Origin of the sequence: Pseudidiomarina terrestris (genome assembly GCF_030466405.1) — a bacterium.
Lineage (GTDB): Bacteria > Pseudomonadota > Gammaproteobacteria > Enterobacterales > Alteromonadaceae > Pseudidiomarina > Pseudidiomarina terrestris.
This window is the reverse complement of sequence record NZ_JAGGJF010000004.1, coordinates 37961-64444: the sequence shown is the minus strand read 5'-3', so window position 1 is coordinate 64444 and position 26484 is coordinate 37961. Positions and strand designations below refer to the sequence as shown.

Below are 26484 nucleotides of genomic sequence, written 5' to 3'. Positions count from 1 at the left end.
GTCTTACTCCTGAGTTGGGTCGTTCTGATAGTCACCGTCTTCGAGTAATTCGCCGGTAACCTGTGATAATTGGTAGGCCAGGTAGACTTGGTCGTCTTCACGCTGGGCGTTGACGTAGCGGATGATATCTTCCATATCTTCCTGACGTTCGGTGCGATTGGTGGTCAGAATATAATTCACCAGTTGCTGATTCGCAGCCGCTACATCGTCGCTAAAATCCTGTCGTAAATTGGCTGCGTAATTCGCCAGTTGCAGTTGCTGCTCTGCTGCAAAAACAGTGATTTGCTCATTGACCGCAGCCTGCAACTGCTGCTCTGTCAGGCTACCGCCGAAATGTACGTTAAAACCTTGCTCTGTGACCTGCACTTGTAACTGTGTAACAACAGCCAGTACTGCCAGTGCTGAGCACGCCAGCGAAGCAACAGGTAACAGGGGGCGTTGCCACCAGCGCAGGGTTTCGGTGCTGTTGTAACGAGCGCGAAAGGTCGTTTCCCGCGGCCACTCAGGCACAGCCTCAGGCCGGGTGTCAGTGGCCGTTTTTTCGATCCAGTTCTGGAATTCATCGTGCTTGTTCATATAGCCTCCACCAACGTTTTCAACTCTTCTACCGCTTTGTACAAACGAGACTTAACGGTATTCAGTGGCACTTCAAGTTGCTGACTAATTTCCTGCAGCTTCAAGTGCTGAAAAAACTTTAATTCCACGATGAGGCGCTGCTCAACAGGCAACTTCTGCATCGCGCTCACCAGCTGCTGTGTTTGCTGCTGGCCGCGGTACACCGCCTCGGGGTCGTGCCAGTCCGATGAGCTCGGTTGCTGGTCGAAATCGTAATCGTCAGCAAAATCCTTGCGCCGGCGAAAGTGCTCGATGCAACGGTGATGAGCGATGGTCATCAGCCAGTTCTTAAACGAGCTCTCGCCACGCCAGCCAGCCAGGTTTCGAAACAGTGACATAAATACGTCCTGCATCAGGTCCAGAGCGTCATCGCGACTACCACTCATGCGCAACGCGTAGTTAAAGACCAAGCCCTCGTAACGCTTTACCAGCTGCAGCCAAGCTTGTTTATTATTTTCCAGAGCTCGTTTCACGAGCCTTTCATCTGATGGTGCAAACACAGTGTCGTTTCCTTTTTCTACTGCCACTAAGGTCGTGGTGGCTGATAAAAAAGTTGCCATAAAAGCAAAAAATAATCGAGCGGGCATAAAAAAAGGCGACCGAAGTCGCCTTTAAAAACAGGTTGCATAAGGCTTTAGACGCCAAATGCTGTTTTAATCATATAGAAGAAAATGATCGACATGATTGCACCCGCAGGCAGGGTAACGACCCATGAGACCACGATGTTGCGCACCACGCCAAGGTTCAGGGCGGCAATACCACGGGCCATACCAACACCAAGCACCGCACCAACCAAGGTTTGTGTGGTTGAAATAGGTAAGCCTGTACCTGATGCAATAACCACCGTTGAGGCCGCTGCAAGTTCCGCAGCGAAACCACGACTTGGGGTTAAATGGGTGATGCCTTTACCGATAGTGGCAATGACGCGCTTGCCCAACATTGCCAAACCTAGCACGATACCTACAGCACCTACTGGCAATACCCACCAGGCCAGGGTGGCTTTGCTGGAAATTTCGCCACCATTTTGCACAATACTGACCACAGCGGCCAGTGGACCGATGGCATTAGCAACGTCATTCGAACCGTGGGCAAATGCCATGGCACACGCGGTCACAACCATAAGTACCGCAAAGACTTTTTCGACGTTGGTATAATGCATATCGCGGTCAGCTGCCGGATCAAAGCGTAAGCGGCCGATCATGATTTTACCAAGGAAGAACACCACCACAGCAATACCTATCGCCAGGGCAATGGATTCCATTAACGTGAAGTTCAAACCAACGTGTTTCAGACCTTTGGTGATGGTTACCAGTGCGATGACAAAGCCCGTCAAGCCCATGTAAAAGGGAACGTAACGTTTGGCCATATCCAGCGGACTTTCGCTATCAAAAATCAGCTTCTGTGCGCTGATAAAGATAAAGTAAGCCAGCAAGCCCGCGATCATCGGTGTCACCACCCAACTTCCCACGATACCCAGAACTTTGCCCCATTCGACCGCGTCCGGGCTTACGCCCACCGCAGCAAAACCGACAATGGCACCGATAATGGAGTGCGTGGTAGAAACCGGCCAGCCCAGATAAGAAGCGATAAGTAGCCAAAACCCTGCCGCCAGCAAGGAGCCGATCATACCAAACACCAACAGCTCCGGTGTGTCGATAAAGTAGGCTGAATCGATAATCCCCTTACGAATGGTTGACGTTACCTCACCACCAGCAAGGTAGGCCCCGGCAAATTCGAAGATCATGGCAACGATAATGGCTTGCTTGATGGTTAAGGCTTTGGAGCCTACCGAGGTGCCCATCGCGTTAGCGACGTCATTTGCACCAATACCCCACGCCATGAAGAAAGCAAAAGCTGCTGCCATTAAAATCAGCGTGAGATTATAAGTAGAAATAATATCCATTGTTCGTCTCCGACTTAGACCCGTGCAAGCATGAGTTCAAAACGCGCACCCACGCGCTCGGCCAGGTCCGCGAGATCACCGACCCAATCAAGAATTTTATAGAGAAACATAGCATCCAGCGGGTTCATTTCTTGTTCCAAAGCCCGCAACTGACGACGCAATTTTACTTGTAACGCGTCGGTGTCTTGCTCGATGCTGTCTAGTTCGGAAATCAGACTATCCACGATACGTCGTTCGCGGCCTTTAAAGCCAACTTCCAGCAGATCGTCAAACTCACCGATGGTTTCTTTAGCTTTATCAGTGGCGTCCAGACAACGCTGCAGATAAGCATCAAAGCCCTCGATCATATCTTTTGGGATTTGCAGCTCACGGCCGGTAATCAATCCTGAGATATCTTTGGCTTTATTGGCAATACGGTCTTGTTGAGAAACGAGTTCCAGAAGATCGGTACGCTCAACGGGCATGAATAAACCACTAGGAAGGTTGAGACGGATTTCACGCTTCATATCATCCGCAGCCTTCTCTTTCTTGACGATGGCTTTGCGATGCTCTTCCGCATCATCCCAGTTCGCCGCGTACACAGCTTGAAAAAAAGGTTTTAAGGTCATCGCGCAGTCATGCACCTGAGAAATGTGCTCGATCATTGGTTTGATCGGAGACTTAGCGAAAACACCCAGAAACGAATTTGCAGACATAAAAGTTCGCCTTTGTTGCTGCTATTAGAGTCAAATGTCCCCCATCATCCAGGGGTGCGCGCATACTAGCTAAAAGCCGAAGGACACGCAAAAGTTATTGTCCGTTGTTTTTGCACAATAACCTGTTTATTGTAATCCAATCCTCCCATATTGTCAGAGTAAGCGAAATGTTCGAGTGGATCTTTTTACCAGAAGCATGGATAGCGCTAGCCACGCTCACTGCTTTAGAAGTTGTCTTAGGTATTGATAATATTATCTTTATCTCAATTCTGGTTGGTCGATTGCCGGAGCATCAACGGCAGAAAGCAAGGCAAATTGGTCTATTGCTGGCCATGGGCATGCGGATTGCCTTACTGCTCGCAATTGTCTGGGTGATGGGGCTGACGGAGACACTTTTCTCGGTGTTCAGTTTTGATTTTTCTGGACGTGACTTGATCTTGTTTTTCGGTGGTTTGTTCCTGCTAGGGAAAAGTACTCTGGAAATTCATCACAGTTTAGAAGGTGTCGAAGAACACAAAACGGCGGGGAAGACCGCAACCTTTACTGCCATTATCACGCAGATTGCCGTCATTGATATTGTCTTCTCGCTGGATTCCGTGATTACCGCTGTCGGACTGGTTGATTACGTTGCCGTCATGATTATTGCTGTCGTGGTGGCGGTACTGGTAATGATGCTGGCAGCGAAGGCGATTGGTGACTTTGTCGATAGTCATCCCACCATCAAGATGTTGGCGTTGAGCTTTTTGATTCTGATTGGCTTTACGTTGATGGGCGAAGGGCTGGGCTTCCACGTACCGAAAGGCTATGTCTACTTCGCTATGGCCTTCTCATTGACTGTCGAACTGCTCAATATCAAAGTGCGCAAGCGCAACAAGCCCGTGCATTTGAAAAAGCGGATTGCCGAGGACTAATCGGCAACCCGCTTGCTGGACTAAAACCCGCAAAGCTCGATGTTTTAGAAGCTGTAGACCAAGGTCACCGCAGTTTCAGTATCGAGCTTTTCTTTGCTCTCATCTTCTAAGTACGAGTTGTGATTTGCAGCAACCGAAAATTTAAGCGCCAGTGAACTGTTCACGTTCGCAGATACCGAAATTTCAGCACGCGACTTGGTGTTGTCTTGACCAACTTCACTTGATGCCAGCGCGTTGAATTTTGAGGTCTTGGTAATATCCCAGACCAGATTGCCCGCCACACGCAAGATAGCACTGCTTTCCTGCTCCTGCACCACGCCATTGACGATAGGCTTATTCACAGAGTAACCCGGACCCACTTCATAGTCGGTGTACAATGACGGACTATAACGATAGCGGGCACCGTAACCGACAGCGATGGTTCCCTGATACTCGTAACCACTGAATTTATCTTCTTCATACGAGCCAAACACAAATAGTGAGGAACGGCTCTCAGGATTAAACTTGTAGTTCGACTGACCTGATATGAACAGCTTGTCGCCGGTCACATAAGTATCACCCGTACTTTGGTCTTCCTGTTCGGAACGGTAATAGTCGATAATGCCTTTGTGGCGCCAGTTCTGGTAGTCACGCGCGGCACTCAACTTGGTCTTAAATGTCTCAGTCTTAGTGTTACCTGAAGTGAACAGCAGACCAAGCTCTGCCGAAGCATCCCAGTCCGACTTTTCTTCGGTGTTCAAATCACTGGCATCGTCATACATAAAAATCGAGGCTTGCGCGTTCGCAACAGACGCCCCGCCTAAGCACGCGACAATAGCCAATGCTGTTAAAGTTTTCTGATATGCCACAAACACCTCTTTTAATCTTCCGCAATCCACGTTTACATTAGTATAACGTGGGATTGCGGCGTAAATGAACCCCGACTAGTTCACTTTAGCGTCTAAATCTCCCGCTTCGTAGCGTTTGAACATCTCTTCCAGAGAAATCGGTTTAATTTTGTGGGCCTGACCAGCACAGCCAAATGCTTCAAAACGTGCCTTACAGATATCGTACATAGCATCGGTTGAAGCCTTCAGGAATTTGCGCGGGTCAAAATTGCTGGGGTTCTGCGCTAAATGACGACGCACCGCACCGGTAGATGCCAAGCGTAAGTCGGTATCGATATTCACTTTACGAACACCGTGCTTGATGCCTTCAGCGATCTGCTCCACCGGGACACCATAAGTTTCGGGGATTTCACCACCAAATTCGTTGATCACTTTCAACCATTCTTGCGGCACCGAAGAGGAACCATGCATGACCAGGTGGGTGGTTGGAATGCGTTTGTGGATCTCTTTGATACGGTCGATCGCCAGAATATCACCGGTCGGTGGGCGACTAAACTTATAAGCGCCATGTGAGGTACCACAGGCGATGGCCAAAGCATCTACATTGGTCGCTTTTACGAACTGTGCTGCTTCTTCGGGATCGGTCAGCAGTTGGTCGTGGCTAAGTTTACCTTCTGCACCTACACCGTCTTCTTCACCAGCTTCACCCGTTTCAAGCGAACCCAGCACACCCAACTCGCCCTCGACCGACACGCCACAGGCATGGGCCATTGCCACAGCTGTTTGCGTGACCTTGACGTTGTAATCGTAATCCGCTGGTGTTTTACCGTCTTCTTGTAATGAGCCATCCATCATGACCGAGCTAAAGCCCAGTTGAATGGAACGCTGACAGATCGCCGGAGAAGTACCGTGATCCTGATGCATAACGACCGGGATATGCGGCCATTCTTCAATAGCTGCCAGAATAAGGTGACGCAAAAACGGTGCTCCTGCGTAGGAGCGAGCGCCTGCCGAGGCCTGTACAATGACCGGACTATCTGTCGCATCAGCAGCTTCCATGATGGCGCGCATTTGCTCGAGGTTATTAACGTTGAATGCCGGCACGCCGTAATCGTTCTCGGCGGCGTGATCGAGCAACTGACGTAATGAAATTAAAGCCATAGTTTATCTCCTGATTTCCTGTTCTGCTCGGCTAGGCTTAGCCATGTTCTGCGCGTTCTTCCAGAATCGCTACTGCGGGAAGTTTTTTACCTTCTAAGAACTCTAAGAAGGCACCACCGCCGGTCGAGATATAGCTGATTTTATCAGCGATACCATACTTATCAATTGCCGCAAGGGTGTCACCACCGCCTGCGATAGAAAATGCTGAGCTTGCTGCTATTGCGTCAGCTAAACGTTGGGTACCTGCACCAAACTGATCAAATTCAAACACACCGACTGGACCATTCCATACGATAGTGCCCGCATTTTGCAGAATCTTTGCGAAGGCTTCAGCGGTATCAGGACCAATATCAAATACCATGTCATCGTCACTGATCGCATCGACAGCTTTGGTTTCAGCCTGAGCTTCAGCGCTGAACTCCTTGCCAGTGACCACATCGGTCGGCAGTGGAATATCACCACCTTTCGCTTGCGCAGCATCAACCAGACGCTGCGCTTCATCGGTAAGATCGGCCTCGTAAAGCGATTTACCAACGTTGTGCCCCGCGGCCGCGATAAAGGTGTTGGCGATGCCACCACCAACAATCAGCTGATCGACCACTCCTGATAAAGATTCCAGTACCGTAAGCTTGGTTGAGACTTTCGAGCCACCGACAATGGCCACCAACGGCCGTGCCGGCTCAGCCAGGGCTTTGCCCAGTGCATCCAGCTCTGCGGCGAGCAACGGTCCAGCACAGGCAACGTCAGCATACTTCGCCACGCCATGCGTGGAGGCTTGCGCCCGGTGTGCGGTACCAAAGGCGTCCATAACAAACACATCGCAAAGTGCTGCGAGTTTCTGCGCCAGCGCATCGTCGTTATTCTTTTCGCCTGGATTAAAGCGTACGTTCTCAAAGACCACCACTTCGCCGGCAGCAACATCGACCCCGTCCAGATAGTCTTTAGCAAGCCGTACCGGTGCTTCCAGCGCATCCTTTAAGTAATCAACCACAGGTTGCAACGAAAACTCAGGGTTATACTCGCCCTCTTCCGGCCGGCCAAGATGCGACATCACCATGACTTTGGCGCCACCTGCAAGTGCCTGCTTCAGAGTAGGCAATGCGGCCTTGATGCGGGCATCAGAGCTCACTTTTCCGTCTTTGACCGGAACATTAAGATCCTCGCGGATCAGAACGCGCAATCCGTCTAAATCTAAATCATCCATTGTGATGACTGCGGACATCGTTGTTTCCTCTCTCATCTACTTCTGATTAATCTTGCCGTGCTTGCTGCAGCATAACTTCGGCGGTATCGAGCATGCGATTGGCAAACCCCCACTCGTTGTCACACCAGCACAGCACTTTAATTAAATGTTTACCTGCGACCCGGGTCTGGGTGCCATCGACAATGCTTGAACGTGGATCATGGTTAAAATCAATCGACACCAGCGGCTCATCGGTGTAGCCGAGAATCGTCGCCATCGCGCCCCGGGCAGCCTTCGCCAGCGCCTCGTTCACCGTCTCGATGGACACCTCATCACGGACCGTGACACTGAGGTCCATGGCGGTCACATTAGTGGTGGGCACACGCACCTGAATGGCTTCAAATTTACCGGCAAAATGCGGCATGATACGCTCGATACCGCGTGCCAGGCGAGTATCCACTGGGATAATAGAACGCCCTGCGGCACGCGCCAGACGCGGGTCTTTGTGGTAAGCATCAATCACCTGCTGATCGTGCATAGCAGCGTGGATGGTGGTAATGGCGCCACTTTCGATGCCAAACAGATCGTCTAATACCTTCAGTACGGGGACCGAGCAGTTGGTGGTACAGGAGCCATTGGAAACGATCCGATGTGCCGCCGTTAACTGGTCTGTATTGACGCCATAAATTGCAGTGAAATCAACATCCGGCGAGCCTGGATGTGAGAACAATACCTGTGGGATACCGACATCATGATAATGCGCGCCATCTTCAGGGGTGCCATGCACGCCGGTACAATCCAACACCAGATCTACGTCCAGGTCCTGCCAGCTAAGATTGCTGATTTCCGATTCGGCAGAAACCCGAATCACATCGGCTCCGACGCGCAACTCGTGCTCGCCTGAGCAGGTCACCGCCTGCTCAAAGCGACCATGACTGGTGTCGTACTTAAGTAAATGAGCCATGGCAGTGACCGGTGCCAGCTCATTAATGGCGACAATTTCAATGTGCTCGCGATAACCACGTTCATACAAAGCACGCAGCACACTGCGTCCAATTCGACCAAATCCGTTGAGTGCTAACCGTGCCCGTGGTTGCGTCATTCCCCTAGTAACTCCTCAGCCATCGCCACCAGGTGCTCAGGCGTGAATCCAAAGTGTTTGAATAGATCACCAGCCGGTGCCGATTCGCCAAAGCTGGTCATGCCAAGGATACGTCCGTGCAGGCCGACGTACTTGTACCAGTAATCAGCAATCCCCGCTTCCACAGCAATACGCTTAGTGACTGAACCTGGCAGTACCTGTTCACGATAATCCGCTGGCTGAGCATCAAATACGTCGGTCGCTGGCATCGACACCACGCGCACTGAGTGGCCTTTGGCCTGCAGAGTTTTTGCGGCGGCGACACTAAGTGCAACTTCCGAACCGGTAGCAATCAAAATCAGCTCAGGCGCGCCCTGACCATCCAATAAGGTATAGCCACCACGAGCAATATTCGCGAGCTGTTCAGAACTACGCTGCTGCTGTGCCAGGCCCTGACGACTGAAGATCAATGCCGTTGGCCCGTCAGTGCGTTGCAGTGCAGCTTTCCAGGCGACTGCAGACTCAACCTGGTCACATGGACGCCAGGTGCTCATGTTTGGTGTGGTGCGCAAACTGGCCAACTGCTCCACCGGCTGGTGGGTAGGCCCGTCCTCGCCCAGACCAATTGAGTCATGGGTGTAAACAAAAATACTGCGCTGTTTCATCAACGCTGCCATGCGCACTGCATTGCGGGCATATTCCATAAACATCAGGAACGTTGCGCCGTAAGGCACCAACCCACGATGCAAAGCAACACCGTTCATAATCGCCGACATACCAAATTCACGAACACCGTAGTAAACATAGTTGCCGCTGGCATCGTCGGCATTGACATCTTTGGCATCGTTCCACAAAGTCAGGTTTGAGCCGGCAAGGTCAGCGGAACCGCCGAGTAACTCGGGTAACTTCGGGCCATAAGCATTCAGCGCGTTTTGTGACGCTTTACGGCTGGCAATGTCGGCTGGCTCAGCTTGCAGCTGTTCGATATAAGCTTGCGCATGAGCATCAAAATCCGCAGGTAAGTCACCCGCTAACCGGCGCTTCAGTTCCTCTGCTAGTTCAGGGTAGGCTTGCGCATATGCGGCCAAGCGCTGCTCCCAAGCTTGCTCTTGCTCAGCGCCGCGCTCTTTGGCCGACCAGGCTTGATAAACGTCATCAGGAATCTCAAACGGTCCATAAGACCAGCCTAACTCTTTGCGGGCTGCCGCGATTTCATCATCACCAAGTGGCGCCCCATGGCAACTTTCCGAGCCCTGCTTGTTGGGAGCACCAAAACCGATAATCGTTTTGCAGATAATTAATGTGGGCCGCGCTGTCTCCGCGTGAGCGGCATCGACAGCAGTTTTAATTGCTTCGGCATCATGACCATCTACGCTGTCGATAACATGCCAACCATAAGCTGCAAAACGCTTGGCGGTATCGTCGGTGAACCAGCCTTCAACTTCACCATCAATAGAGATGCCGTTGTCGTCATAAAACGCCACCAATTTACCAAGACCTAAGGTGCCGGCTAACGAGCAAACTTCGTGGGAAATACCTTCCATTAAGCAGCCATCACCTAAGAAAGCGTAGGTGTTATGGTCAATGATATTGTGCTCGTCACGGTTAAACTGCGCCGCCAGCACTTTCTCTGCTAATGCCATTCCGACTGCGTTAGCCAGCCCCTGACCCAAAGGTCCGGTGGTCGTTTCAACGCCAGGAGTATAACCATATTCCGGGTGACCCGGAGTCTTTGAATGCAACTGACGAAAATTTTTCAACTCTTCGATGGGCAGTTCATAACCGGTCAGGTGCAGCAATGAATAAATCAGCATAGAACCGTGTCCGTTGGACAGGACAAAACGGTCGCGGTCGGCCCAATCAGGGTTTTCAGGATTGTGTTTCAGGTAGTCACGCCACAGGACTTCGGCAATATCCGCCATGCCCATAGGTGCGCCCGGGTGGCCCGAGTTGGCTTGCTGTACGGCATCCATGCTTAAGGCACGAATAGCGTTGGCGAGATGCTTACGCTCAGAAACTGCTGTCGTCATAACAAATAACCCCGAATTGCTGCTTGAGAAAATGCTCACTTGGTGCGCGTATTCTCCACAATTCGGGGCTTCTAAGCAAATCAGATGTCAGCGCGAAGGGCTTCGGCTTTGTCTGTTTTCTCCCACGGAAACTCTTCCCGGCCAAAGTGGCCGTAGGCTGCTGTCGCAAGATACATAGGTTGCTCAAGGTTTAGCATCTTAATTAAGCCATAAGGACGTAAATCAAAGTGCTTGCGGACCAGAGCAATCAGGCGCTCCTCAGAATACGAGCTGGTACCAAAGGTTTCGATACTGATTGAAGTCGGCTCGGCAACGCCAATCGCATACGAAATTTGCAGCTCACAGCGGTCAGCCAGGCCAGCAGCAACCAGGTTTTTCGCGACATAACGCGCCGCATAGGCGGCACTGCGGTCAACCTTGGACGGATCTTTACCGGAAAACGCTCCGCCACCATGCCGCGCCATACCGCCGTAGGTATCGACGATGATCTTGCGCCCGGTCAGGCCACAGTCACCCATAGGCCCACCGATCACAAATTTACCGGTCGGGTTGATGAAAATGCGTTCTTGATTCGCTGGGAACCATTGGCCCGGCAACACCGGTTTGATAATGGTTTCAATCACCGCTTCCCGCAGCTCTGCCTGAGTAATACCCTCGGCGTGCTGCGTAGACAGCACCACTGTATCAATGGCAACGGGCTTGCCGTCTTCATAGATAAAGGTCAGCTGGCTTTTGGCGTCAGGCCGTAACCACGGCAAAGTTCCGTTTTTACGGACTTCCGCTTGCCGTTGCATCAATCGATGGGCATAGGTAATCGGCGCTGGCATTAATACGTCAGTTTCATTTGAGGCATAGCCAAACATCAGCCCCTGGTCACCGGCGCCCTGCTCTTCCAACGAGGTCCGGTCAACGCCCTGATTAATATCCGGCGACTGCTTACCGATGGCATTTAAGACTGCGCAAGAGTCAGCATCAAAGCCCATATCTGAATGAACATAGCCAATATCGCGTACGGTATTACGGGTCAATTCTTCAATATCCACCCAGGCCTTGGTGGAGACTTCACCGCCAACCAATACCATGCCGGTTTTTACGTAAGTTTCGCAGGCCACTCGGGCACGGGGATCTTGCGTCAGAATAGCATCAAGAACCGCATCTGAAATCTGGTCTGCAATTTTATCAGGATGTCCTTCTGAAACAGATTCAGAAGTAAAAAGGTGCTTCGTCATAGTTTAGGTGTCTCTACTTTTATCCGGACTTAAAAAATTGGGCGTAGTTTAGCGAAACCACGCCCAGTTTTCTACATTTAGACGTCTAAAAGTCTTTATCGCTGTTTTAACGTCGCCATATCAATTACAAAGCGGTATTTCACATCGCTACGCAACATCCGCTCATATGCTTTATTGATATCATTCATCGCAATCAGTTCAATATCCGAGGTGATGTTGTGCTCAGCGCAGAAATCGAGCATTTCCTGCGTTTCGGCAATACCGCCAATCAAAGACCCTGCCAGTGAACGGCGTTTGGCGATCAGGTTGAAGACCGACGGCGACGGATGCGATTCAGCCGGGACGCCGACCAGACACATGGTGCCGTCTAACCGTAGTAACGCCAGGTACTCATCCAGGTTATGCGGAGCTGCAACGGTATTCAGAATAAAGTCGAGCGAGTTCACCCACTCTGCCATAGCTTCTTCGTCTTTTGAGATCACCACATGGTCGGCACCCAGACGTTTACCATCTTCAACTTTCCCGGGCGAGGTGGTGAACAAGACCACTTCTGCTCCCATGGCTTTGGCAAGTTTTACCGCCATATGACCCAGTCCACCTAGGCCGACAACGCCCACTTTGTGACCTTTGCTCACACCCCAGTGGCGTAGTGGTGAGTAGGTGGTGATACCGGCGCATAGCAGCGGTGCCACGCCAGCCAGATCAGCATCATCAGCAACCCGTAAGACAAAGTCTTCAGTGACTGTAATGCGATTTGAGTAGCCACCAAAAGTGACGCCTCCCGAGTGTTTGTCTTCGCCGTTGTAAGTCGCGACGAAACCGTTCTCACAGTACTGTTCGTGACCATCATCACAGCTATGGCAGTGGCCACAAGAGTCCACCATACAGCCAACACCGACGTTATCGCCAACTTTATACTTGCTGACTTTGCTGCCAACACGGGTCACTTTACCCACAATTTCGTGACCTGGGACGCAAGGGAACACGGTGTTGCCACCCCACTCATCGCGTACCTGATGTAAATCCGAATGGCAAACACCGCAGTAAGCAATCTCAATCTCTACATCAAGCTCGGTTGGCTCGCGCCGGTCAAATTCAAAATACTCCAGCTCTTTGTCCGCAGCATGCGCTGCATAACCAATAGCTCGTGGCATTATTCACTCCTTTTTCGCTTAATGTTCCGGGTACAACAACGCTTCGTTGACGGTTTGTGTCAACGGATGGTAGCCAGATTTCGCCTGTTCATAGACTTCGCGTGCCCATTTCAGGTTTTCCGGTGTTTTCGCCAGTTCCCGATAAAGCGGGCTGACCAGCTTGTTGCGACCAATGTTGAGCAGGTAGTTACGTAAACGATCACGCGCTGGTTCATATTTTTTAGTAATCGCCAGCTTCAACCAGGCATGCGCAATTTCGGCATTGCTGCTGGCGGTTAAATGATAGTCGTTATCCAACCTTTTCATGTTGGTACTGGAAATATCCAGCGGTAAGTTATTGATAAAGTGTAGCCATTCATGCGTGGTCCATTCTGCGGTTTGCAGCTGCCCACCTTTTAACCAACGCTGCATTTGTCGCTCGACCTGGGCAAAAGCATCGGACTCGGGTTTTGGTGCATCCGCAGGCAGGCCGGGCTCATGGATCCATTCGTTCACTTTATCCATGCTAACCACATTGGGATGCTTGGCCAGCAGGTTCTTGGCCAGGTAATGTTTGAACTGAGCGGTCGAAATACTTTGAAAGGCGAAATCAGCAAAGTATTGACGTAAAAAGGCATCGAAGACTTCGCGACCAAATTTGTGCTCCAGGTAAACCAGGAACAACTGACCTTTAACGTAGGGAACGTTGGAAAAGACGTCGTCAGGATGGCGGGTCCCCAGATCGATATTTAAAACGGTATCGGCCGCTGGCAGCCGTTCCATATCAGCTAACAGATCCTGATACCCCAGCGCCAGCTCCATCTGGGCCCGGCGCTCACCAAACAAAGCTTCCATGATGCGGTTTTCAACATAGCTGGTGAAGCCTTCATTGAGCCATAAGTCGCGCCAGCTGGCATTGGTCACCAGATTGCCTGACCAGGAATGCGCCAGCTCATGAGCAATTAAGTTAATCAGGGAGCGATCACCGGAAACCACGGTCGGGGTGATAAACGACAGCCGTGGGTTTTCCATACCGCCGAACGGAAAGCTGGGCGGCAGTACCAGCAAGTCGTACCGATCCCAGCGGTAAGGGCCATACATTTTTTCGGTAGCGGTAATCATCGCCGGGGTATCCGCCCACTCCCAGGCGGCGTCATCAATAATGTAAGACTCAGCAAACACAGCAACGTTATCGCTGATGGATTTAATTTCCAGATCGCCCACAGCAATTGCAATCAGATAAGGCGGGATCGGCTGCGGCATGGTGAAGCTGTAGTTCCCATCACGGTCGTCACTCAAGCTGTTATCTGCACTCATCACCGCTAACAAGCCGGCGGGCGTGTAGACCTGCGCATTGTAGGTCAGGCGCAGTGCAGGCGTATCCTGAATTGGGATCCAGCTGCGTGCATGGATCGGTTGTGACTGGCTGAACATAAAGGGATGTTCTTTACCCGCAGTCTGCGCCGGCGTTAGCCACTGCAGACCACTCGCCGTTGGCGCTGTTTCATAATGGATGCGCAGCTTATCGGCATCTTCACCTATGGTCACCGTCAGTTCTTGCCCCAGCGTTTGATGGGGTTCGCCTAAAGCGAAGGGCGTTTCCTGCCAGACACCATCCTGCCATAGCTCGGTTTTTTGGATGGTCAGATCACGCGTATCAAGATGGATGGCGGTAGCATCGGAGCGACGCAGCAGATCATAAGTCGCGGTTCCTTCCAGTTGCTGCTCGGCAAAATCGACGGTCAGGTTCAACTCTAAGTGAGGGGTGCTGACTTCATCAAGGCGAGCATAACTATGCGCGTCTTCCGCCCACGCCGTTGCTGATGAGTTCGCCGCAGCGACCAGGGTTACCGCGCCTGCCCACTGAATCAGTTGCTGCTGTATCGCCATAAAAGGTTTCCTTCTGATAAGATGATGGCATAAACATATTTAGGATCATGTTATGCGAGTACCGCGAATTTATCATCCTTTGCCGGCGAATACGCTTGAAAATAGTACGCAACCTGCGCTCAGCGTGGGCCAACAACTCGATCTTTGCGACGAGGCGGCGAATCACGTCGGCCGGGTGTTGCGTATGCAGGACGGCCAGCCGCTGGTGGTCTTCACCGGCGATGGCAAGGATTACCAGGCGGTGATTGTCGCTGCGACAAAGAAAAATGTGCGGGTTGAGATCACAGACATGGTGGTCAACGCCACCGAGTCCCCCGTGAAGATTCACCTTGGCCAGGGCATTTCCCGCGGCGACCGGATGGACTTCGTGCTGCAAAAGTCGGTGGAACTGGGCGTACACTGCATCACGCCTGTCTTTACCGAGCGCTGTGGAGTGAAGTTAAGCGGTGACCGACTGCAGAAAAAAGTGCAACAATGGCAGAAGATTGTCGTCGCTGCCTGCGAGCAAAGTGGTCGCAGTGTCGTACCACAAGTTCATTCACCGGTGGCCCTCAATGACTGGCTGGCAAATCTGCCGCCGGCGTTACGGCTGACCCTCGATCCGACCGCCCGTAAACCCTTGCGCGAGCAGCAGCTGACCAGCGAGCACGTGCAACTGCTCATTGGCCCGGAAGGCGGCCTGACCGATACCGAAATTGCCGCTTCGAAAAAAGCTGATTTTCAGCCCGTACAACTTGGCCCCAGAGTGCTGCGCACAGAGACCGCAGCCTTAACGGCACTTAGTGTCATGCAATATCAATTTGGCGATTTAGCCACGCCCATTATTCAGGAGTAACCTTATGAAGTTAGCAATGATTATGGACCCCATTGCCACCGTGAAGACCTACAAGGACACCAGCTTCCGGTTGCTGCTTGAAGCGCAGGAGCGTGGCTACGAATGCTATTACCTGGAGATGAGCGATCTCTCATTGATTGCCGGCAAACCCATGGCGCATGCCCGCCGTGTCGATGTTGTTGATCAGGAGCGTGACTTTTATAAGTTAGGTGAAAGCGTGAATCAGCCGCTAGCCGATTTTGACGTGATCATGATGCGCAAGGATCCGCCCTTTGATACGGAATTTTTATACACCACTTATTTGCTCGAACTAGCAGAGGAAGCCGGTGCACTGGTAGTGAATAAACCGCGCAGTTTGCGCGACTGTAATGAGAAACTGTTCACGGCCTGGTTCTCTCATTTAACGCCGCCGACCATTGTCACCCGTCGCGCGGACGAGGTCCGTGCGTTTCATAAAGAGCATCAGGACATTATTTTAAAGCCTCTGGATGGCATGGGTGGCGCTTCCATTTTCCGGGTCGGCGAAGATGGCAATAACCTGGGCGTCATCATCGAAACACTGACCGCTCACGGTCAGCGATTTGCCATGATCCAACGCTATATGCCGGAAATAAAAGACGGCGATAAGCGTATTCTGATTATTGATGGCGAGCCTATGCCCTACTCACTGGCACGGGTACCTTCGGCCGGTGAAACCCGCGGTAACCTGGCAGCAGGAGGCAGCGGCCGACCACAGCCATTGAGTGATAGCGACTGGGAGTTAGCGCGTGAAGTGGGGCCTGAACTGAAACGTCGCGGCCTGTTGCTGGTTGGACTTGACGTGATTGGCGATCGCATCACTGAAATTAATGTCACGAGTCCAACTTGTATGCGCGAGATCGAAGCCGCATATGATATCAATATCGCAGGCAAACTTTATGAAGCCATTGAGGCACGCCGCGAAGCAAAAAGCAGATAAGGTCATTATGGAAGCACTCACGAATTTACAGAATCATTTTTTAATTGCGATGCCGGGCATGGACGACCCCTTTTTCCATCGCTCGGTCACTTACATCTGCGAGCACAATGCGGAAGGGGCGATGGGTCTTATCATTAACCAGCCCGTAGAACTTAATGTCGCCAACCTGCTTGAGCAACTTGAGATTGTAGTGCCTGAGCAGTCGCTGATGTTCGATAAGCAAGTTTTTGCCGGCGGTCCTTTGGCACGTGACCGCGGCTTTGTGCTGCACTCGCCGGAAGAAGAGTGGCGTAGTTCGGCACGATTAAGTGACGACGTCATGATTACCACTTCCAAAGACATTCTTGAGGCTATGGGCCGCGGCGATGCGCCAGAGAAGTTTCTGCTGACTCTGGGGTATGCCGGCTGGGAAGCGGGCCAACTGGAACAGGAACTGGCGGACAACAGCTGGCTGACGATTCCCGCTGATCCGGAAATCCTGTTTAACACGCCTATCACCGAGCGTTGGCAAAAAGCCACGGAAACACTAGGCTTTCACGCTTGGCAATTAGGGCCCGGAGCCGGTCACGCATGAGTCAACTGCTCGGATTTGATTTTGGTACTCATAATATCGGCGTTGCCGTGGGTCAGACAATTACCGGCACCGCCTCGCCATTGGCCGCATTAAAAGCCAAAGACGGCCAGCCGGACTGGCACAAAGTGCAGGTGCTGATTAACGAGTGGCAGCCCCAGTGTCTGGTGGTAGGTTTGCCTCTGAATATGGATGGTACCGAACAGCCAGTAACCGAGCTGGCGCGTAAATTTGCCAACCGCTTACACGGCCGGTTTGGTTTACCCGTGCACCTGCAGGACGAACGCTTAACCACTGTCGCCGCAAAAGAAGAGTTGTTTGAGCGCGGCGGCTTTCGTCAGCTCAGCAAAGATAAAATCGACAGTGCTGCTGCGCAGCTCATCCTCGAAGACTACATTAGTCAGTTAAGCTGATGCAGCAGCTGCATTGCCTATAAATTTTCTTCGGCGTATTGCGCCAGACTGCTGCGCACCACACCATTTAAATTCACCGTCGCACTGCCGGGGTAATCTTTAAAACGCTCCACAATATAGGTTAAACCTGAAGTCACTGCGGTCAGATAATAGCTGTCAATTTGCGCCAGGTTACCGGAGCAAATGATTTTAGTACCGGTACCACAGCGGGTAATAATGGTTTTTAGCTGCGACGCGGTAAGGTTCTGCGACTCATCTAATAATACGATGGCATTTTGAATGCTTCGTCCGCGCATAAAGTTCAACGACTTAAACTGGATATTGGCCTTATTCATGATGTAATTCAGGCTCGACTCCATGCTTTCATCGTTTTTGTGCAACACTTCCAGCGAATCGGTAATTGCCGCCAGCCAGGGCGCCATTTTTTCTTCTTCAGTGCCAGGCAGGTAACCGATAGACTCAGCAATTTCCGGTGTATTGCGGGTCACGATGATCTTTTCATAAATACCTTGTTCAATAACCAGCTCCAGGGCCGAGGCCAGCGCCAGCAGGGTTTTACCACTGCCTGCCGGACCGGTCAGAATCACCAGATCAATGGTCGGATCAAGCAGAGCATTCATGGCCATTGCCTGATAAATATTTTTCGGATGAATTCCCCAGGCGTGATAACTCATCATCCGCTCGAAGCCCAGATCATGCAGCCGCACAAGCTCGTCACCGTAGCCTACTACTTTGGCCGCAAAATGCTCGGTTTCATCGATCAGGTACTGGTTGCGAAAGACGGTCGGTAAAATGTCCCGGTTCAGTTCGTGGAAGGTTTCCCGACCTTCCTGTACGCTGGTGACTTCGCCAACGCTTTGCCAGAAATCACCTTCGAGCTCAACAAAGCCTTTCGATAAGAAGCGGATATCGTCGATCAACTGGTCCGTGCGGTAGTCCTCAACAAACTTCACTCCAGCGCCTTTCGCCTTTAACCGCATATTGATGTCTTTGGTGACTAAGACAATTTTGGCGTTTCTCTTGGTCTTCTGCAGCTCAAGTGCGGCCTGAATAATGCGGTGATCATTTTCTGAGAGGTTCAGTACCGACTCGGTTTGCTTTAACTGATAATCAGGGAAAATGGCCAGTGTACCTTCGGCGCGATGCGCTCCTTGTATACGGTTAAGTGGTACTCCTTCGATGATTTCCTCAGGACTGGCGTCCTTCAGGGCATCCTCTAACGAGCGAATTGCGACCCGGGCCTCGCGGCTGACATCTTTATGGCGATCTTTAATGTTGTCGAGCTCTTCGAGCACAACCATCGGAATAATAACGTTATGTTCTTCAAAGTTTAAAAAGGCGAGCGGTTCGTGGAGTAAGATATTGGTGTCGAGCAGGTAGTATTTGGGCATTGTTTCAGTCATGCGTGACCTCAAGCAGCTATGAAGATTATTTATAATTTTGGCTTGCCATGCACTTTTAAGACTAGCGCAGTTTTCATGAAAATGGTGTGAACATTGAAAAAAATTTCGCTACCATGTGCGCCCTTTGGTAGAACGTCCTCGGACGTGTTGAGTTGTAGAGGTTTTTGCATGTCAAAAGATAGCGAGCACACTTATGTTGCAGGTCAGCGCTGGTTAAGCGAAACGGAACTTGAACAGGGGCTTGGCTTGTTGACGCAAGTTGAAGGCCGCATGCTCACAGTTTTGTTCCCTGCGACAGAGGAACTGCGCCATTATGCCATTCAGCAGGCACCGCTGGCGCGCTATCGGCTGTTACCTGACGATCGGGGTCAACACGCTGACGGCTGGTTCTTCCGTGTGACTGAGGTCGAGACTAAAGCTGGAGTACTGCATTACCACGGCGTGCGTGAAGATACTGATGAAAAGGTCACTCTGCCAGAAACACAGCTGGCTGCACAGGTCGCCACTCAGCATCCATTAACCCGCATCCTGGCGGGCAAAACCGATCGACTTGACATGTACCGCCTGCGCCAGCAGGCACAGCAACACTTACAACATTGGCAACAATCTTCCGTTGCCGGATTGCTTGGCGCCCGGGCACAGTTACTCCCTCATCAGCTTTACATTGCCCATACTGTGGCCGACCGTTTTCAGCCGCGGGTGTTGCTCGCCGATGAAGTCGGCCTTGGCAAAACCATTGAAGCAGGCTTAATTTTGCAGCGACGCTTACTCAGCGGACGGAGTCAGCGGGTGGTGGTGATAGTACCGGACAGCCTTTGTCATCAATGGCTGGTCGAACTTAAGCGGCGTTTTGCCCTGGCCTTTAGCTTGTTTGATGAAGAGCGCTGCGAACAGACTCTGCACGAGTACGACAACGTCTTCAGCGCTGAACAACTGGTAGTGGTACCTCAGAGTCTGCTGCAAAGTGAAACTTGGCAAGCCCAGCTCGCTGCGGCGGACTTTGATCTACTGATAGTCGATGAAGCGCACCGCATCGCACCACAAACATCACATTTTGCTCAGTTACAGCAATTGTGTGGCGCGATTCCTGCTGTGTTGCTGCTTACCGCGACACCAGAGCAAGCCGGACTTGAGGGACACTTTGCCCGCTTACAACTGCTCGACCCTGATCGGTTCCACAGCTTTGACGACTTTGTCGCCGAGCAGGAAAGTTACCAGCAGTTGAGTCCTTTAGCCGAGGTGCTGGCGCGAGTGGAAGCCGATAAGTTGCTTGACCGTGTGCTTGATCACTACGGCACCGGGCGGCTGATGTTCCGTAACAGCCGCGCGCACGTCGGCGGCTTCCCTGAGCGCCAGTGTCAGCCTGCGCCATTAGAAGCCGACAACGATGAATTCACCAGCAAAGCCAACTGGCTGCATAACCTGCTGCGCCAGCACAAGCCGGAAAAGTTTATTCTGATTTGTCGCTCAGCTCTGACCGTGCAGGAACTGTACGATTACCTGCGGGTGCAACACGGCGTCCATGCCGCCGTATTCCATGAGGGCATGAGCCTGCTCGAGCGTGATCGCGCAGCTGAATTCTTTGCCAGTCCAGAAGATGGCTGCCCGGTACTGCTGTGTTCCGAAATTGGCAGCGAAGGTCGCAACTTCCAGTTTGCCCATCACCTGGTCTTGTTTGATCTGCCGGAGCACCCGGATCTTCTCGAGCAGCGCATCGGACGACTGGACCGCCTTGGCCAGAATCAGGACGTACAGATTCATGTGCCTTATGTTACCGACAGCCGCGATGCTTACCTGTTCCAGTGGTATCAGCAAATGCAGGCGTTTGCCGCACCAAACGCGGTTGGTGCCATGCTTTATAATGAATTCAGTGAGCAACTGCAGCCCTATTTAAGCGGTGATTATCATGACGAGCTGGGCTTCGAAGGACTGCTGGAAGCCACAGCCGAGCGCGCCGGGCAATTGCGTGAGCAAATCCGCCAGGGCCGTGACCGCCTGCAGGAACTGAACGCTTATCGGCCGCATCAGGCGCAGGCGATACTCGACGCAATTACCAGTGATGAGCGTCCGCAGCAGCTACGTGATTTCATGCACAACTTCTGGGCACGGTTTGGCCTCGATTACGATGAGCTGAATGCCGACAGTGGCTGGTTGCGCCCCACCGAACATATGCGGGTTCAGCTCCCGGGTTTGCCCGATGAGGGCCTGACGGTCACCTTTTCCCGTGACTATGCGCTGGCCAACGAACAGGTGGAGTTCCTGAGCTGGGACCATCCGCAGGTGCAACACGCACTGGAATTACTCAGCACCGATAGTTTTGGGAGCACTTGTGTTGCTCTGATCCAGAATCGCGCCCTGCCGGCGGGCAGCTGGTTTGTTGAGCTGACCTTTAGCAGTCAGCTGACGGCACCGGCCCATCTGGTCGCGCAGGAATTTTACCCGCAGCAGGCCATCCGGGTGCTGCTGGACAGTCAAGGTCGGGACTTGACCTCGCGCGTGCAAGCCAACGCATTTGATAAACAATTGCAGTTTATTGATAAAAAACAGTCCCGCGCGTTGTTGCAACAGTTACGGCAGACCATTCAGCAACATATTCAAAGCGCCTGGCAGCCGGCCGAAACGCAACAGCAGGCGCTCGTTGCCCAAGCCGCGGAACGCCTTGAACAACGTATGGCTGCGGCCCAGCAACGACTGCAACAATTGCAGCAACGCAACCCGGCGGTGCGGCAGAGCGAAGTGGACGCGCTGAACTCACGTCAGCAACAGCTTACCGCGGCTCTGCGTCAGCCTATGCTGCAGCTCGACAGTGTCCGTATCGTTGTGAATTCGCCAGCATGACCTTGCTGCACTACGCGCCACCCACCGAGCCTTATCTGGATATTGTCTACCGTGATGAGGCCATTGTGGTGGTGAATAAGCCTTCCGGTTTGTTGAGTGTACCTGGTAAAGATCCGGCACACCGCGACTCGGTCTGGGCTAGGGTCACCCGCGTTTTACCGGGGGCCCGTGTCGTTCACCGCCTGGATATGGCGACCTCGGGTCTCATCGTGCTGGCCTTACACAAAACCGCACAAGCGCATTTACAGCGTCAGTTTGAACAGCGCAAAGTGCATAAGTACTATCGCGCTCGTGTCGCTGGGCAACTCCCCGCCACTGCCGGAGTGATTGATCTGGCGATGCGCTGTGACTGGCCCAACCGGCCCCGGCAGATGATCGATTTAATTGAGGGGCGTCAGGCCCAGACCCGCTATCAGGTGGTGGCCTTTGATGGCGAAATAAGCGAAGTGATGTTATTTCCTGTCACCGGTCGGTCGCACCAGCTCCGGGTACATATGCAGGTGTTAGGCACACCTATTCTGGGGGACAAGTTTTATGCGGGCGCGGCCGCTTATGCCGCCGCTTCCCGTTTACTTTTACATGCCGAAGAGATTGGTTTTACTCATCCTCTGAGCGGGGCAGCGATTAACTTTCACTGCCCTGCTGACTTTTGATAAGTTCATAAGCCGCCTGAATTTCCTGCGCTTTTTGCTGGGCTGAAGCTCGCATTTCCTCTGGCAGACCTTGCGCTGCCAGCTTGTCCGGGTGGTGCTTTGCCATCAACTTGCGGTAGGCTTTTTTCACCTCAGCGAAGCTGGCTTTGCGGTCCACACCCAGTACCGCATAGGCATCATCAAGTTGACTGGCCGCAGTAGCACCACTGCTACCGCCCTGACCGCCCCGAAAACGCTGGCCAGCCTGTGCCATCCGCAACCACAGATCAAGCTGAGCGCGGCGGAAACCCAACGCCTGAGTGATGCGCAGCAGCACGTCGTACTCGGCTTGATCAAGCTTGCCATCATGTAAGGCAACAATCAGGATCTGCTCAATGAAAAACTGCAGAATGTCTTTGCGCCATGCCACTTGGCGACGGAAGGCGCTGACTTTGCTGACCAGCGGATAACCGGCATCTTTGCCTTCGCGAAAAGCTTCCTGGGCACGACTGCGAGCATCATCACTGAGTTTCAGGTGATGCATCAGGGCATTCACATAATCAATGTCCTGTTCCGTAACGCGGCCCTTCGATTTGGCCAGATGCCCTAACACGGCAAACAGCGTATCTGTAAATAGCTGCTGATCGACCGCGCCACCCGGGCGCATGGATTGCTGCAAAGCGCGATCAAACCAATGCCCAATCAAGAGCCCCAGAAACAAACCGGGAAGTTTTAGAAACAGGTAACCGAAGAAACCACCGAGCACTTTACCCAAAAACATGCTTACTCCTCGTACTTAATCCAGTGCCGCCATGGCGGGCAAGATACGGTCTTTTAAAAGATCGCGAAAATCGTCGAACTCCGGGTAGATGGCAGCAACGTCGTGAAGATAGCCCAAATTTCTTGGAATATCCTGCACGTACCCTGGATTACCATCCCGTTGATAGCGGCGGGCAAACAAGCCACTGGCATACGCATGGCGCTGTAAGCCCATTAAATCGAACCAACGTTGCCAGGTGGTGCTATCGACATCTTTTACTAAATCACTCTGCTCTTTACACAGATAATCAAAGCATTCTGCTGACAGCCGGCGTACCTGCTCTTCTGGCCAGCGCACATAGCAGTCACGCAGCAAACTGACGACATCATAGGTGATTGGCCCAATCACTGCATCATGAAATCCCGTATAAGCCAGAGATTTATCCCCTTGCACCAGCACGTTCCGCGCATGAAATTTGCGGTGCACCCCGACCTGCGGTTGGGCGGTGGCATTGTCGACCAGCGTTGCGCAAAATCGCTCCCATACCTCTTGCTCTGCAGCAGTAAACTCGATCTGCAGGTGAGCCTTCACTAACCATTCTGGCAGCAAATCAAGCTCGGCCTGTAACTGTGTGCGATTAAATTCCGGTAAGGCGCCATACTGGGTTTCACGTACCCGCATAATCTCGCCAAGATCAGAGAATACTTTCGCGTACCAGTCACTGAGTGAGTGTTCACTTAGGTGGCTCAGCAACAAGCTCGAGCCCAGATCTGTGATCAGCATAAAACCATGTTGCTGCTGCACAGCCACCAGTTCGGGAACGGCTATATTGCGTTCACTGTAAGCGTCAGCAACTGCTAGGTAGTTTTCCAAAACCGCCTCAGTGTTCATGGTATCAACTGCAATAAGACTACGCAGACCATCATGAGTTCGGTAGTAACGCCAGGGACGGGCATCACCAAATACCGGTTGCAGATCCTGTTGCGGGTGCCCGGTCACCGCCTCACACCACGCCTGCAACTTTACTTCTCGTTTATTTTCCACGCTTATTCCTCGCTCACAAATGGCAGGCAAAGTAAATTTGCTTTATCATACCTTCCACATTGTTAAGGACAAAGTTGAGTCATCACTAACATGCATTCATTTATTCGCGGAGCCGGCTGGGGCATTGGCCTATATTTATGCGGCACCACAGTCGTCTCAGCACAGGCGCAGGACAACGCAGAGTTCCTTGCCCAATGTCCCGTCCGCGCACCGTTATTCCAGCTGGATGAACTCAAACCTATCCGTAACCTTAGCACTGATGCTATTGGCGTCCGAGCAAATCAAGCCGACATTGACTCAGAAACTTCTATCGCCTCGTTTACCGGCAATGTTGAGGTGCAATTTAATAATCAATTCTTATTGACTGAGCAGGCTACTGTGAATCAAGCGACGGGCAATATCAATGCCAGTGGTGCGACTCAATTTACTGATGGTTACGTCCAGGTGGCAAGTGAAAATTTCCGTCTCAACTCCGGTGAAAACCGTGCCTACCTGTCGGGTGCTCAATATCAGCTGATTGATAACGGTGCACACGGTACCGCTGAGCTTCTAGCCATTGCTCAGGAACAAGTTTTGCTGACCGGCTCGACCTTTACCACCTGTCCGACAGATAACCCTGCCTGGCAGCTTAGTGCTGAAGAAATCAGTATTAGCGAAGATGAAGCCTGGGGTGAAGCATGGCACGCTAAGTTTGAGCTTTTTGGTGTTCCGGTGCTGTATGTTCCTTACCTTAACTTTCCGATTAATGACGAACGCAAAACCGGATTTTTGTTCCCGACTATCCGCTCGTCACAGAAAAACGGCTTTGAGTTTGAAATTCCTTATTACATCAACATCGCTCCTAATCAGGACGCCACGATCACGCCGCGCTACATGGCTGAACGCGGGCTGCAAATGCAAGCCGAGTACCGTGTGCTTACCGACGACGGCTATGGTCAGTTAAACCTGGCTTATCTCAACGACGATAATAGTCTTGAGACCGAGGAGTCACGTTATCTGTGGCGGGTTGAGCACGCCCAGAACTGGAATCAGAACTGGCGTTCGTACATCAATGCTCTTGATATCAGCGATGACGATTACTTAAATGATTTTGGTAGCGACTTTGCCGGGCGAGCCGATGCGCAGCTTTATCGTCACGCCCGTATCGATTATCTGAGTGACAACGTCGAGGTCATGCTCCGGGCGGAAGATTTTGAGCTACTCGGTAACTACCGCTCGCCGTACCGTACGATGCCGCAAATTGTGACGCAGGCGCACTGGCAGGGACCGCGGATGCTGTCTTATGGCGTGTTCTCCGAGCTCACCCACTTTCAGAATCAGGAAGACAGTCGCGATTATGCCTCGCGTCTGCATGTTGAACCACAGGTCAGCCTGGCGCTTGAGAAGCCTGCTTATGACTGGCTGACAGAGTTACGTTATAGCTACACATACTATGACCAGACGGCCAGCGACAGTGGCCTGAGCGAAAACCCCTCGCGCGGTTTACCGCAATTCCGGATGCGCGGACGTCTGAATCTCGAACGCGAGTTCAACTGGGACAACACGAATTACCGCCAAACCCTGCAACCCCAGATTCAGTATCTGTATGTGCCCTATCGGGATCAGTCTGATATCGGTATCTATGATTCGACCTTAATGCAGGATGACTACCGCGGTTTGTTTCGTGCGCGCCGTTTTTCCGGACTTGACCGAATCGCCGATGCCAACCAGGTCACTATCGGCGCCTCGACCAGTGTCTACAACGACAGCGCCCGCGAGTTGATGCGTTTTAGTGTAGGACAGATTTATTATTTTGATGACAGCGAGGTCAATCTGTTCGATGAAGCCAGCCAGGTTTCCGATGACCGTTCTGATGTGGCTTTTGAAACCCGTTTTCGCCTTGGCCAGCGTTGGTTTATCAACGGTGCTGTGCAGTACGATCTTGAGCAGGAAAACACCCGTAAGAGTCAAACTGCGGTTGAGTATCGCGTCAATGAGAGTAACCTCGTGCAGCTGAGTCACCGGCAGGTGACCAACATTCTTAACGATGATATCGAACAATTAGGTTTACAGACGGTCTATCAAGTGAATAGCAAGTGGCAACTGGCCACAAATTGGTACTACGATTTGCAGCAGAAGCGTACCAACGACGCGCTTCTTGCGTTACAGTACAACGACTGTTGTTGGGCCGTACGCGTGAGTGCCTATCGTCGCATCAATCGCAATCTCGAATTACAACAATTTGATCCCATGGCAGGTGAACCAGAGTTCGATAATGGGGTCAGTATACAATTCATAATTAAGGGGCTTGGCTCTGACAATGGTAATCTGCTGGAACTTATTGAGCAGAGCCTGTTTGGTTATCGCCACCCGTTTTATTTAAGCAACTAGGT

The 26484-nt window shown here is 52.0% G+C and carries 23 protein-coding genes; 8 read left to right on the top strand and 15 right to left on the bottom strand.

Going from position 1 to position 26484, the window contains the following annotated elements:
* Positions 1-3: 3 nt before the first annotated feature.
* The 4 genes from J6J34_RS09010 to J6J34_RS08995 form a co-directional block, all read right to left on the bottom strand.
* Positions 4-576, bottom strand: a complete 573-nt coding sequence (locus tag J6J34_RS09010) for a hypothetical protein (RefSeq protein ID WP_301721551.1) — start codon at positions 574-576, stop codon at positions 4-6.
* On the bottom strand, positions 573-1115 hold the full coding sequence (locus J6J34_RS09005) for an RNA polymerase sigma factor (RefSeq protein WP_301898908.1): 543 nt from the start codon (positions 1113-1115) through the stop codon (positions 573-575). The genes J6J34_RS09010 and J6J34_RS09005 overlap by 4 nt, the downstream gene beginning before the upstream one ends.
* Before the next feature lie 134 nt (positions 1116-1249).
* Entirely contained in the window at positions 1250-2518 is a 1269-nt protein-coding gene (locus tag J6J34_RS09000) for an inorganic phosphate transporter (RefSeq protein WP_301898907.1), read from the bottom strand.
* A gap of 14 nt (positions 2519-2532) precedes the next feature.
* On the bottom strand, positions 2533-3213 hold the full coding sequence (locus J6J34_RS08995) for a TIGR00153 family protein (RefSeq protein WP_301721555.1): 681 nt from the start codon (positions 3211-3213) through the stop codon (positions 2533-2535).
* Positions 3214-3380: 167 nt separating this feature from the next.
* On the opposite strand from J6J34_RS08995, the gene J6J34_RS08990 reads away from it, so the two are divergent.
* Positions 3381-4124, top strand: coding sequence for a TerC family protein (locus J6J34_RS08990; RefSeq protein WP_301898906.1), 744 nt, complete (start codon positions 3381-3383; stop codon positions 4122-4124).
* 44 nt (positions 4125-4168) lie between these two features.
* On the opposite strand, the gene J6J34_RS08985 is transcribed toward J6J34_RS08990, so the two are convergent.
* The 8 genes from J6J34_RS08985 to J6J34_RS08950 form a co-directional block, all read right to left on the bottom strand.
* Positions 4169-4972: a DUF481 domain-containing protein gene (locus tag J6J34_RS08985; RefSeq protein WP_301898905.1), complete on the bottom strand. Its 804-nt coding sequence runs from the start codon at positions 4970-4972 to the stop codon at positions 4169-4171.
* Between the two features lie 75 nt (positions 4973-5047).
* Entirely contained in the window at positions 5048-6112 is a 1065-nt protein-coding gene (fba, locus tag J6J34_RS08980; RefSeq protein ID WP_301721558.1) for a class II fructose-bisphosphate aldolase, read from the bottom strand.
* 37 nt (positions 6113-6149) lie between these two features.
* A complete protein-coding gene (locus J6J34_RS08975) occupies positions 6150-7334 on the bottom strand; it encodes a phosphoglycerate kinase (RefSeq protein ID WP_301898904.1) in 1185 nt (394 codons plus the stop codon).
* Between the two features lie 28 nt (positions 7335-7362).
* Positions 7363-8397: an erythrose-4-phosphate dehydrogenase gene (gene epd, locus J6J34_RS08970; RefSeq protein WP_301721560.1), complete on the bottom strand. Its 1035-nt coding sequence runs from the start codon at positions 8395-8397 to the stop codon at positions 7363-7365.
* Positions 8394-10406 carry a transketolase gene (gene tkt / locus J6J34_RS08965; RefSeq protein WP_301898903.1) on the bottom strand — a complete coding sequence of 671 codons (2013 nt, stop codon included), beginning with the start codon at positions 10404-10406 and terminating at the stop codon, positions 8394-8396. The genes epd and tkt overlap by 4 nt, the downstream gene beginning before the upstream one ends.
* 80 nt (positions 10407-10486) lie before the next feature.
* On the bottom strand, positions 10487-11635 hold the full coding sequence (gene metK / locus J6J34_RS08960) for a methionine adenosyltransferase (protein ID WP_301721563.1): 1149 nt from the start codon (positions 11633-11635) through the stop codon (positions 10487-10489).
* Between the two features lie 95 nt (positions 11636-11730).
* Positions 11731-12789 carry an NAD(P)-dependent alcohol dehydrogenase gene (locus tag J6J34_RS08955; RefSeq protein WP_418055285.1) on the bottom strand — a complete coding sequence of 353 codons (1059 nt, stop codon included), beginning with the start codon at positions 12787-12789 and terminating at the stop codon, positions 11731-11733.
* Positions 12790-12807: 18 nt separating this feature from the next.
* Entirely contained in the window at positions 12808-14658 is a 1851-nt protein-coding gene (locus tag J6J34_RS08950; protein ID WP_301834667.1) for a M1 family metallopeptidase, read from the bottom strand.
* A 52-nt stretch (positions 14659-14710) separates the two neighbouring features.
* Here J6J34_RS08950 and J6J34_RS08945 point away from each other — a divergent pair, with 52 nt between their 5' ends.
* The 4 genes from J6J34_RS08945 to ruvX are packed head-to-tail and all read left to right on the top strand — an operon-like array spanning position 14711 to position 17435.
* Positions 14711-15493, top strand: coding sequence for a 16S rRNA (uracil(1498)-N(3))-methyltransferase (locus J6J34_RS08945; protein ID WP_301834668.1), 783 nt, complete (start codon positions 14711-14713; stop codon positions 15491-15493).
* Between the two features lie 4 nt (positions 15494-15497).
* Positions 15498-16451 (top strand): glutathione synthase, encoded by a 954-nt coding sequence (gene gshB, locus J6J34_RS08940; protein ID WP_301721567.1) that lies wholly within the window; start codon positions 15498-15500, stop codon positions 16449-16451.
* 7 nt (positions 16452-16458) lie between these two features.
* Entirely contained in the window at positions 16459-17025 is a 567-nt protein-coding gene (locus J6J34_RS08935) for a YqgE/AlgH family protein (RefSeq protein WP_301721637.1), read from the top strand.
* On the top strand, positions 17022-17435 hold the full coding sequence (ruvX, locus tag J6J34_RS08930) for a Holliday junction resolvase RuvX (RefSeq protein WP_301721568.1): 414 nt from the start codon (positions 17022-17024) through the stop codon (positions 17433-17435). The genes J6J34_RS08935 and ruvX overlap by 4 nt, the downstream gene beginning before the upstream one ends.
* A 17-nt stretch (positions 17436-17452) precedes the next feature.
* Here the strand turns inward: ruvX and J6J34_RS08925 are convergent, their stop codons facing one another.
* On the bottom strand, positions 17453-18838 hold the full coding sequence (locus J6J34_RS08925; RefSeq protein ID WP_301836241.1) for a PhoH family protein: 1386 nt from the start codon (positions 18836-18838) through the stop codon (positions 17453-17455).
* A gap of 168 nt (positions 18839-19006) precedes the next feature.
* Here J6J34_RS08925 and J6J34_RS08920 point away from each other — a divergent pair, with 168 nt between their 5' ends.
* Entirely contained in the window at positions 19007-21676 is a 2670-nt protein-coding gene (locus J6J34_RS08920; RefSeq protein WP_301898901.1) for an SNF2-related protein, read from the top strand.
* Positions 21673-22329: a pseudouridine synthase gene (locus J6J34_RS08915; RefSeq protein WP_301721573.1), complete on the top strand. Its 657-nt coding sequence runs from the start codon at positions 21673-21675 to the stop codon at positions 22327-22329. The genes J6J34_RS08920 and J6J34_RS08915 overlap by 4 nt, the downstream gene beginning before the upstream one ends.
* Here J6J34_RS08915 and djlA read toward each other — a convergent pair.
* Both djlA and J6J34_RS08905 read right to left on the bottom strand, forming a co-directional pair.
* Positions 22301-23089 carry a co-chaperone DjlA gene (gene djlA, locus J6J34_RS08910; protein ID WP_301721574.1) on the bottom strand — a complete coding sequence of 263 codons (789 nt, stop codon included), beginning with the start codon at positions 23087-23089 and terminating at the stop codon, positions 22301-22303. The two genes, J6J34_RS08915 and djlA, sit on opposite strands and share 29 nt — an antisense overlap.
* A 15-nt stretch (positions 23090-23104) precedes the next feature.
* Complete coding sequence (locus tag J6J34_RS08905; RefSeq protein WP_301898899.1) at positions 23105-24112, bottom strand: aminoglycoside phosphotransferase family protein; 1008 nt, start codon at positions 24110-24112, stop codon at positions 23105-23107.
* Positions 24113-24202: 90 nt separating this feature from the next.
* On the opposite strand from J6J34_RS08905, the gene J6J34_RS08900 reads away from it, so the two are divergent.
* Complete coding sequence (locus J6J34_RS08900; RefSeq protein ID WP_301721577.1) at positions 24203-26482, top strand: LPS-assembly protein LptD; 2280 nt, start codon at positions 24203-24205, stop codon at positions 26480-26482.
* Positions 26483-26484 lie beyond the last annotated feature (2 nt).

What these genes read in the sequence shown, in the direction of transcription:
- J6J34_RS09010 (WP_301721551.1), bottom strand. Translation starts at nt 576, where the DNA reads ATGAACAAGCACGATGAATTCCAGAACTGGATCGAAAAAACGGCCACT.
- J6J34_RS09000 (WP_301898907.1), bottom strand. Translation starts at nt 2,518, where the DNA reads ATGGATATTATTTCTACTTATAATCTCACGCTGATTTTAATGGCAGCA.
- J6J34_RS08995 (WP_301721555.1), bottom strand. Translation starts at nt 3,213, where the DNA reads ATGTCTGCAAATTCGTTTCTGGGTGTTTTCGCTAAGTCTCCGATCAAA.
- J6J34_RS08990 (WP_301898906.1), top strand. Translation starts at nt 3,381, where the DNA reads ATGTTCGAGTGGATCTTTTTACCAGAAGCATGGATAGCGCTAGCCACG.
- fba (WP_301721558.1), bottom strand. Translation starts at nt 6,112, where the DNA reads ATGGCTTTAATTTCATTACGTCAGTTGCTCGATCACGCCGCCGAGAAC.
- J6J34_RS08975 (WP_301898904.1), bottom strand. Translation starts at nt 7,334, where the DNA reads ATGTCCGCAGTCATCACAATGGATGATTTAGATTTAGACGGATTGCGC.
- epd (WP_301721560.1), bottom strand. Translation starts at nt 8,397, where the DNA reads ATGACGCAACCACGGGCACGGTTAGCACTCAACGGATTTGGTCGAATT.
- tkt (WP_301898903.1), bottom strand. Translation starts at nt 10,406, where the DNA reads ATGACGACAGCAGTTTCTGAGCGTAAGCATCTCGCCAACGCTATTCGT.
- metK (WP_301721563.1), bottom strand. Translation starts at nt 11,635, where the DNA reads ATGACGAAGCACCTTTTTACTTCTGAATCTGTTTCAGAAGGACATCCT.
- J6J34_RS08955 (WP_418055285.1), bottom strand. Translation starts at nt 12,789, where the DNA reads ATGCCACGAGCTATTGGTTATGCAGCGCATGCTGCGGACAAAGAGCTG.
- J6J34_RS08950 (WP_301834667.1), bottom strand. Translation starts at nt 14,658, where the DNA reads ATGGCGATACAGCAGCAACTGATTCAGTGGGCAGGCGCGGTAACCCTG.
- J6J34_RS08945 (WP_301834668.1), top strand. Translation starts at nt 14,711, where the DNA reads ATGCGAGTACCGCGAATTTATCATCCTTTGCCGGCGAATACGCTTGAA.
- gshB (WP_301721567.1), top strand. Translation starts at nt 15,498, where the DNA reads ATGAAGTTAGCAATGATTATGGACCCCATTGCCACCGTGAAGACCTAC.
- J6J34_RS08935 (WP_301721637.1), top strand. Translation starts at nt 16,459, where the DNA reads ATGGAAGCACTCACGAATTTACAGAATCATTTTTTAATTGCGATGCCG.
- ruvX (WP_301721568.1), top strand. Translation starts at nt 17,022, where the DNA reads ATGAGTCAACTGCTCGGATTTGATTTTGGTACTCATAATATCGGCGTT.
- J6J34_RS08925 (WP_301836241.1), bottom strand. Translation starts at nt 18,838, where the DNA reads ATGACTGAAACAATGCCCAAATACTACCTGCTCGACACCAATATCTTA.
- J6J34_RS08920 (WP_301898901.1), top strand. Translation starts at nt 19,007, where the DNA reads ATGTCAAAAGATAGCGAGCACACTTATGTTGCAGGTCAGCGCTGGTTA.
- J6J34_RS08915 (WP_301721573.1), top strand. Translation starts at nt 21,673, where the DNA reads ATGACCTTGCTGCACTACGCGCCACCCACCGAGCCTTATCTGGATATT.
- djlA (WP_301721574.1), bottom strand. Translation starts at nt 23,089, where the DNA reads ATGTTTTTGGGTAAAGTGCTCGGTGGTTTCTTCGGTTACCTGTTTCTA.
- J6J34_RS08900 (WP_301721577.1), top strand. Translation starts at nt 24,203, where the DNA reads ATGCATTCATTTATTCGCGGAGCCGGCTGGGGCATTGGCCTATATTTA.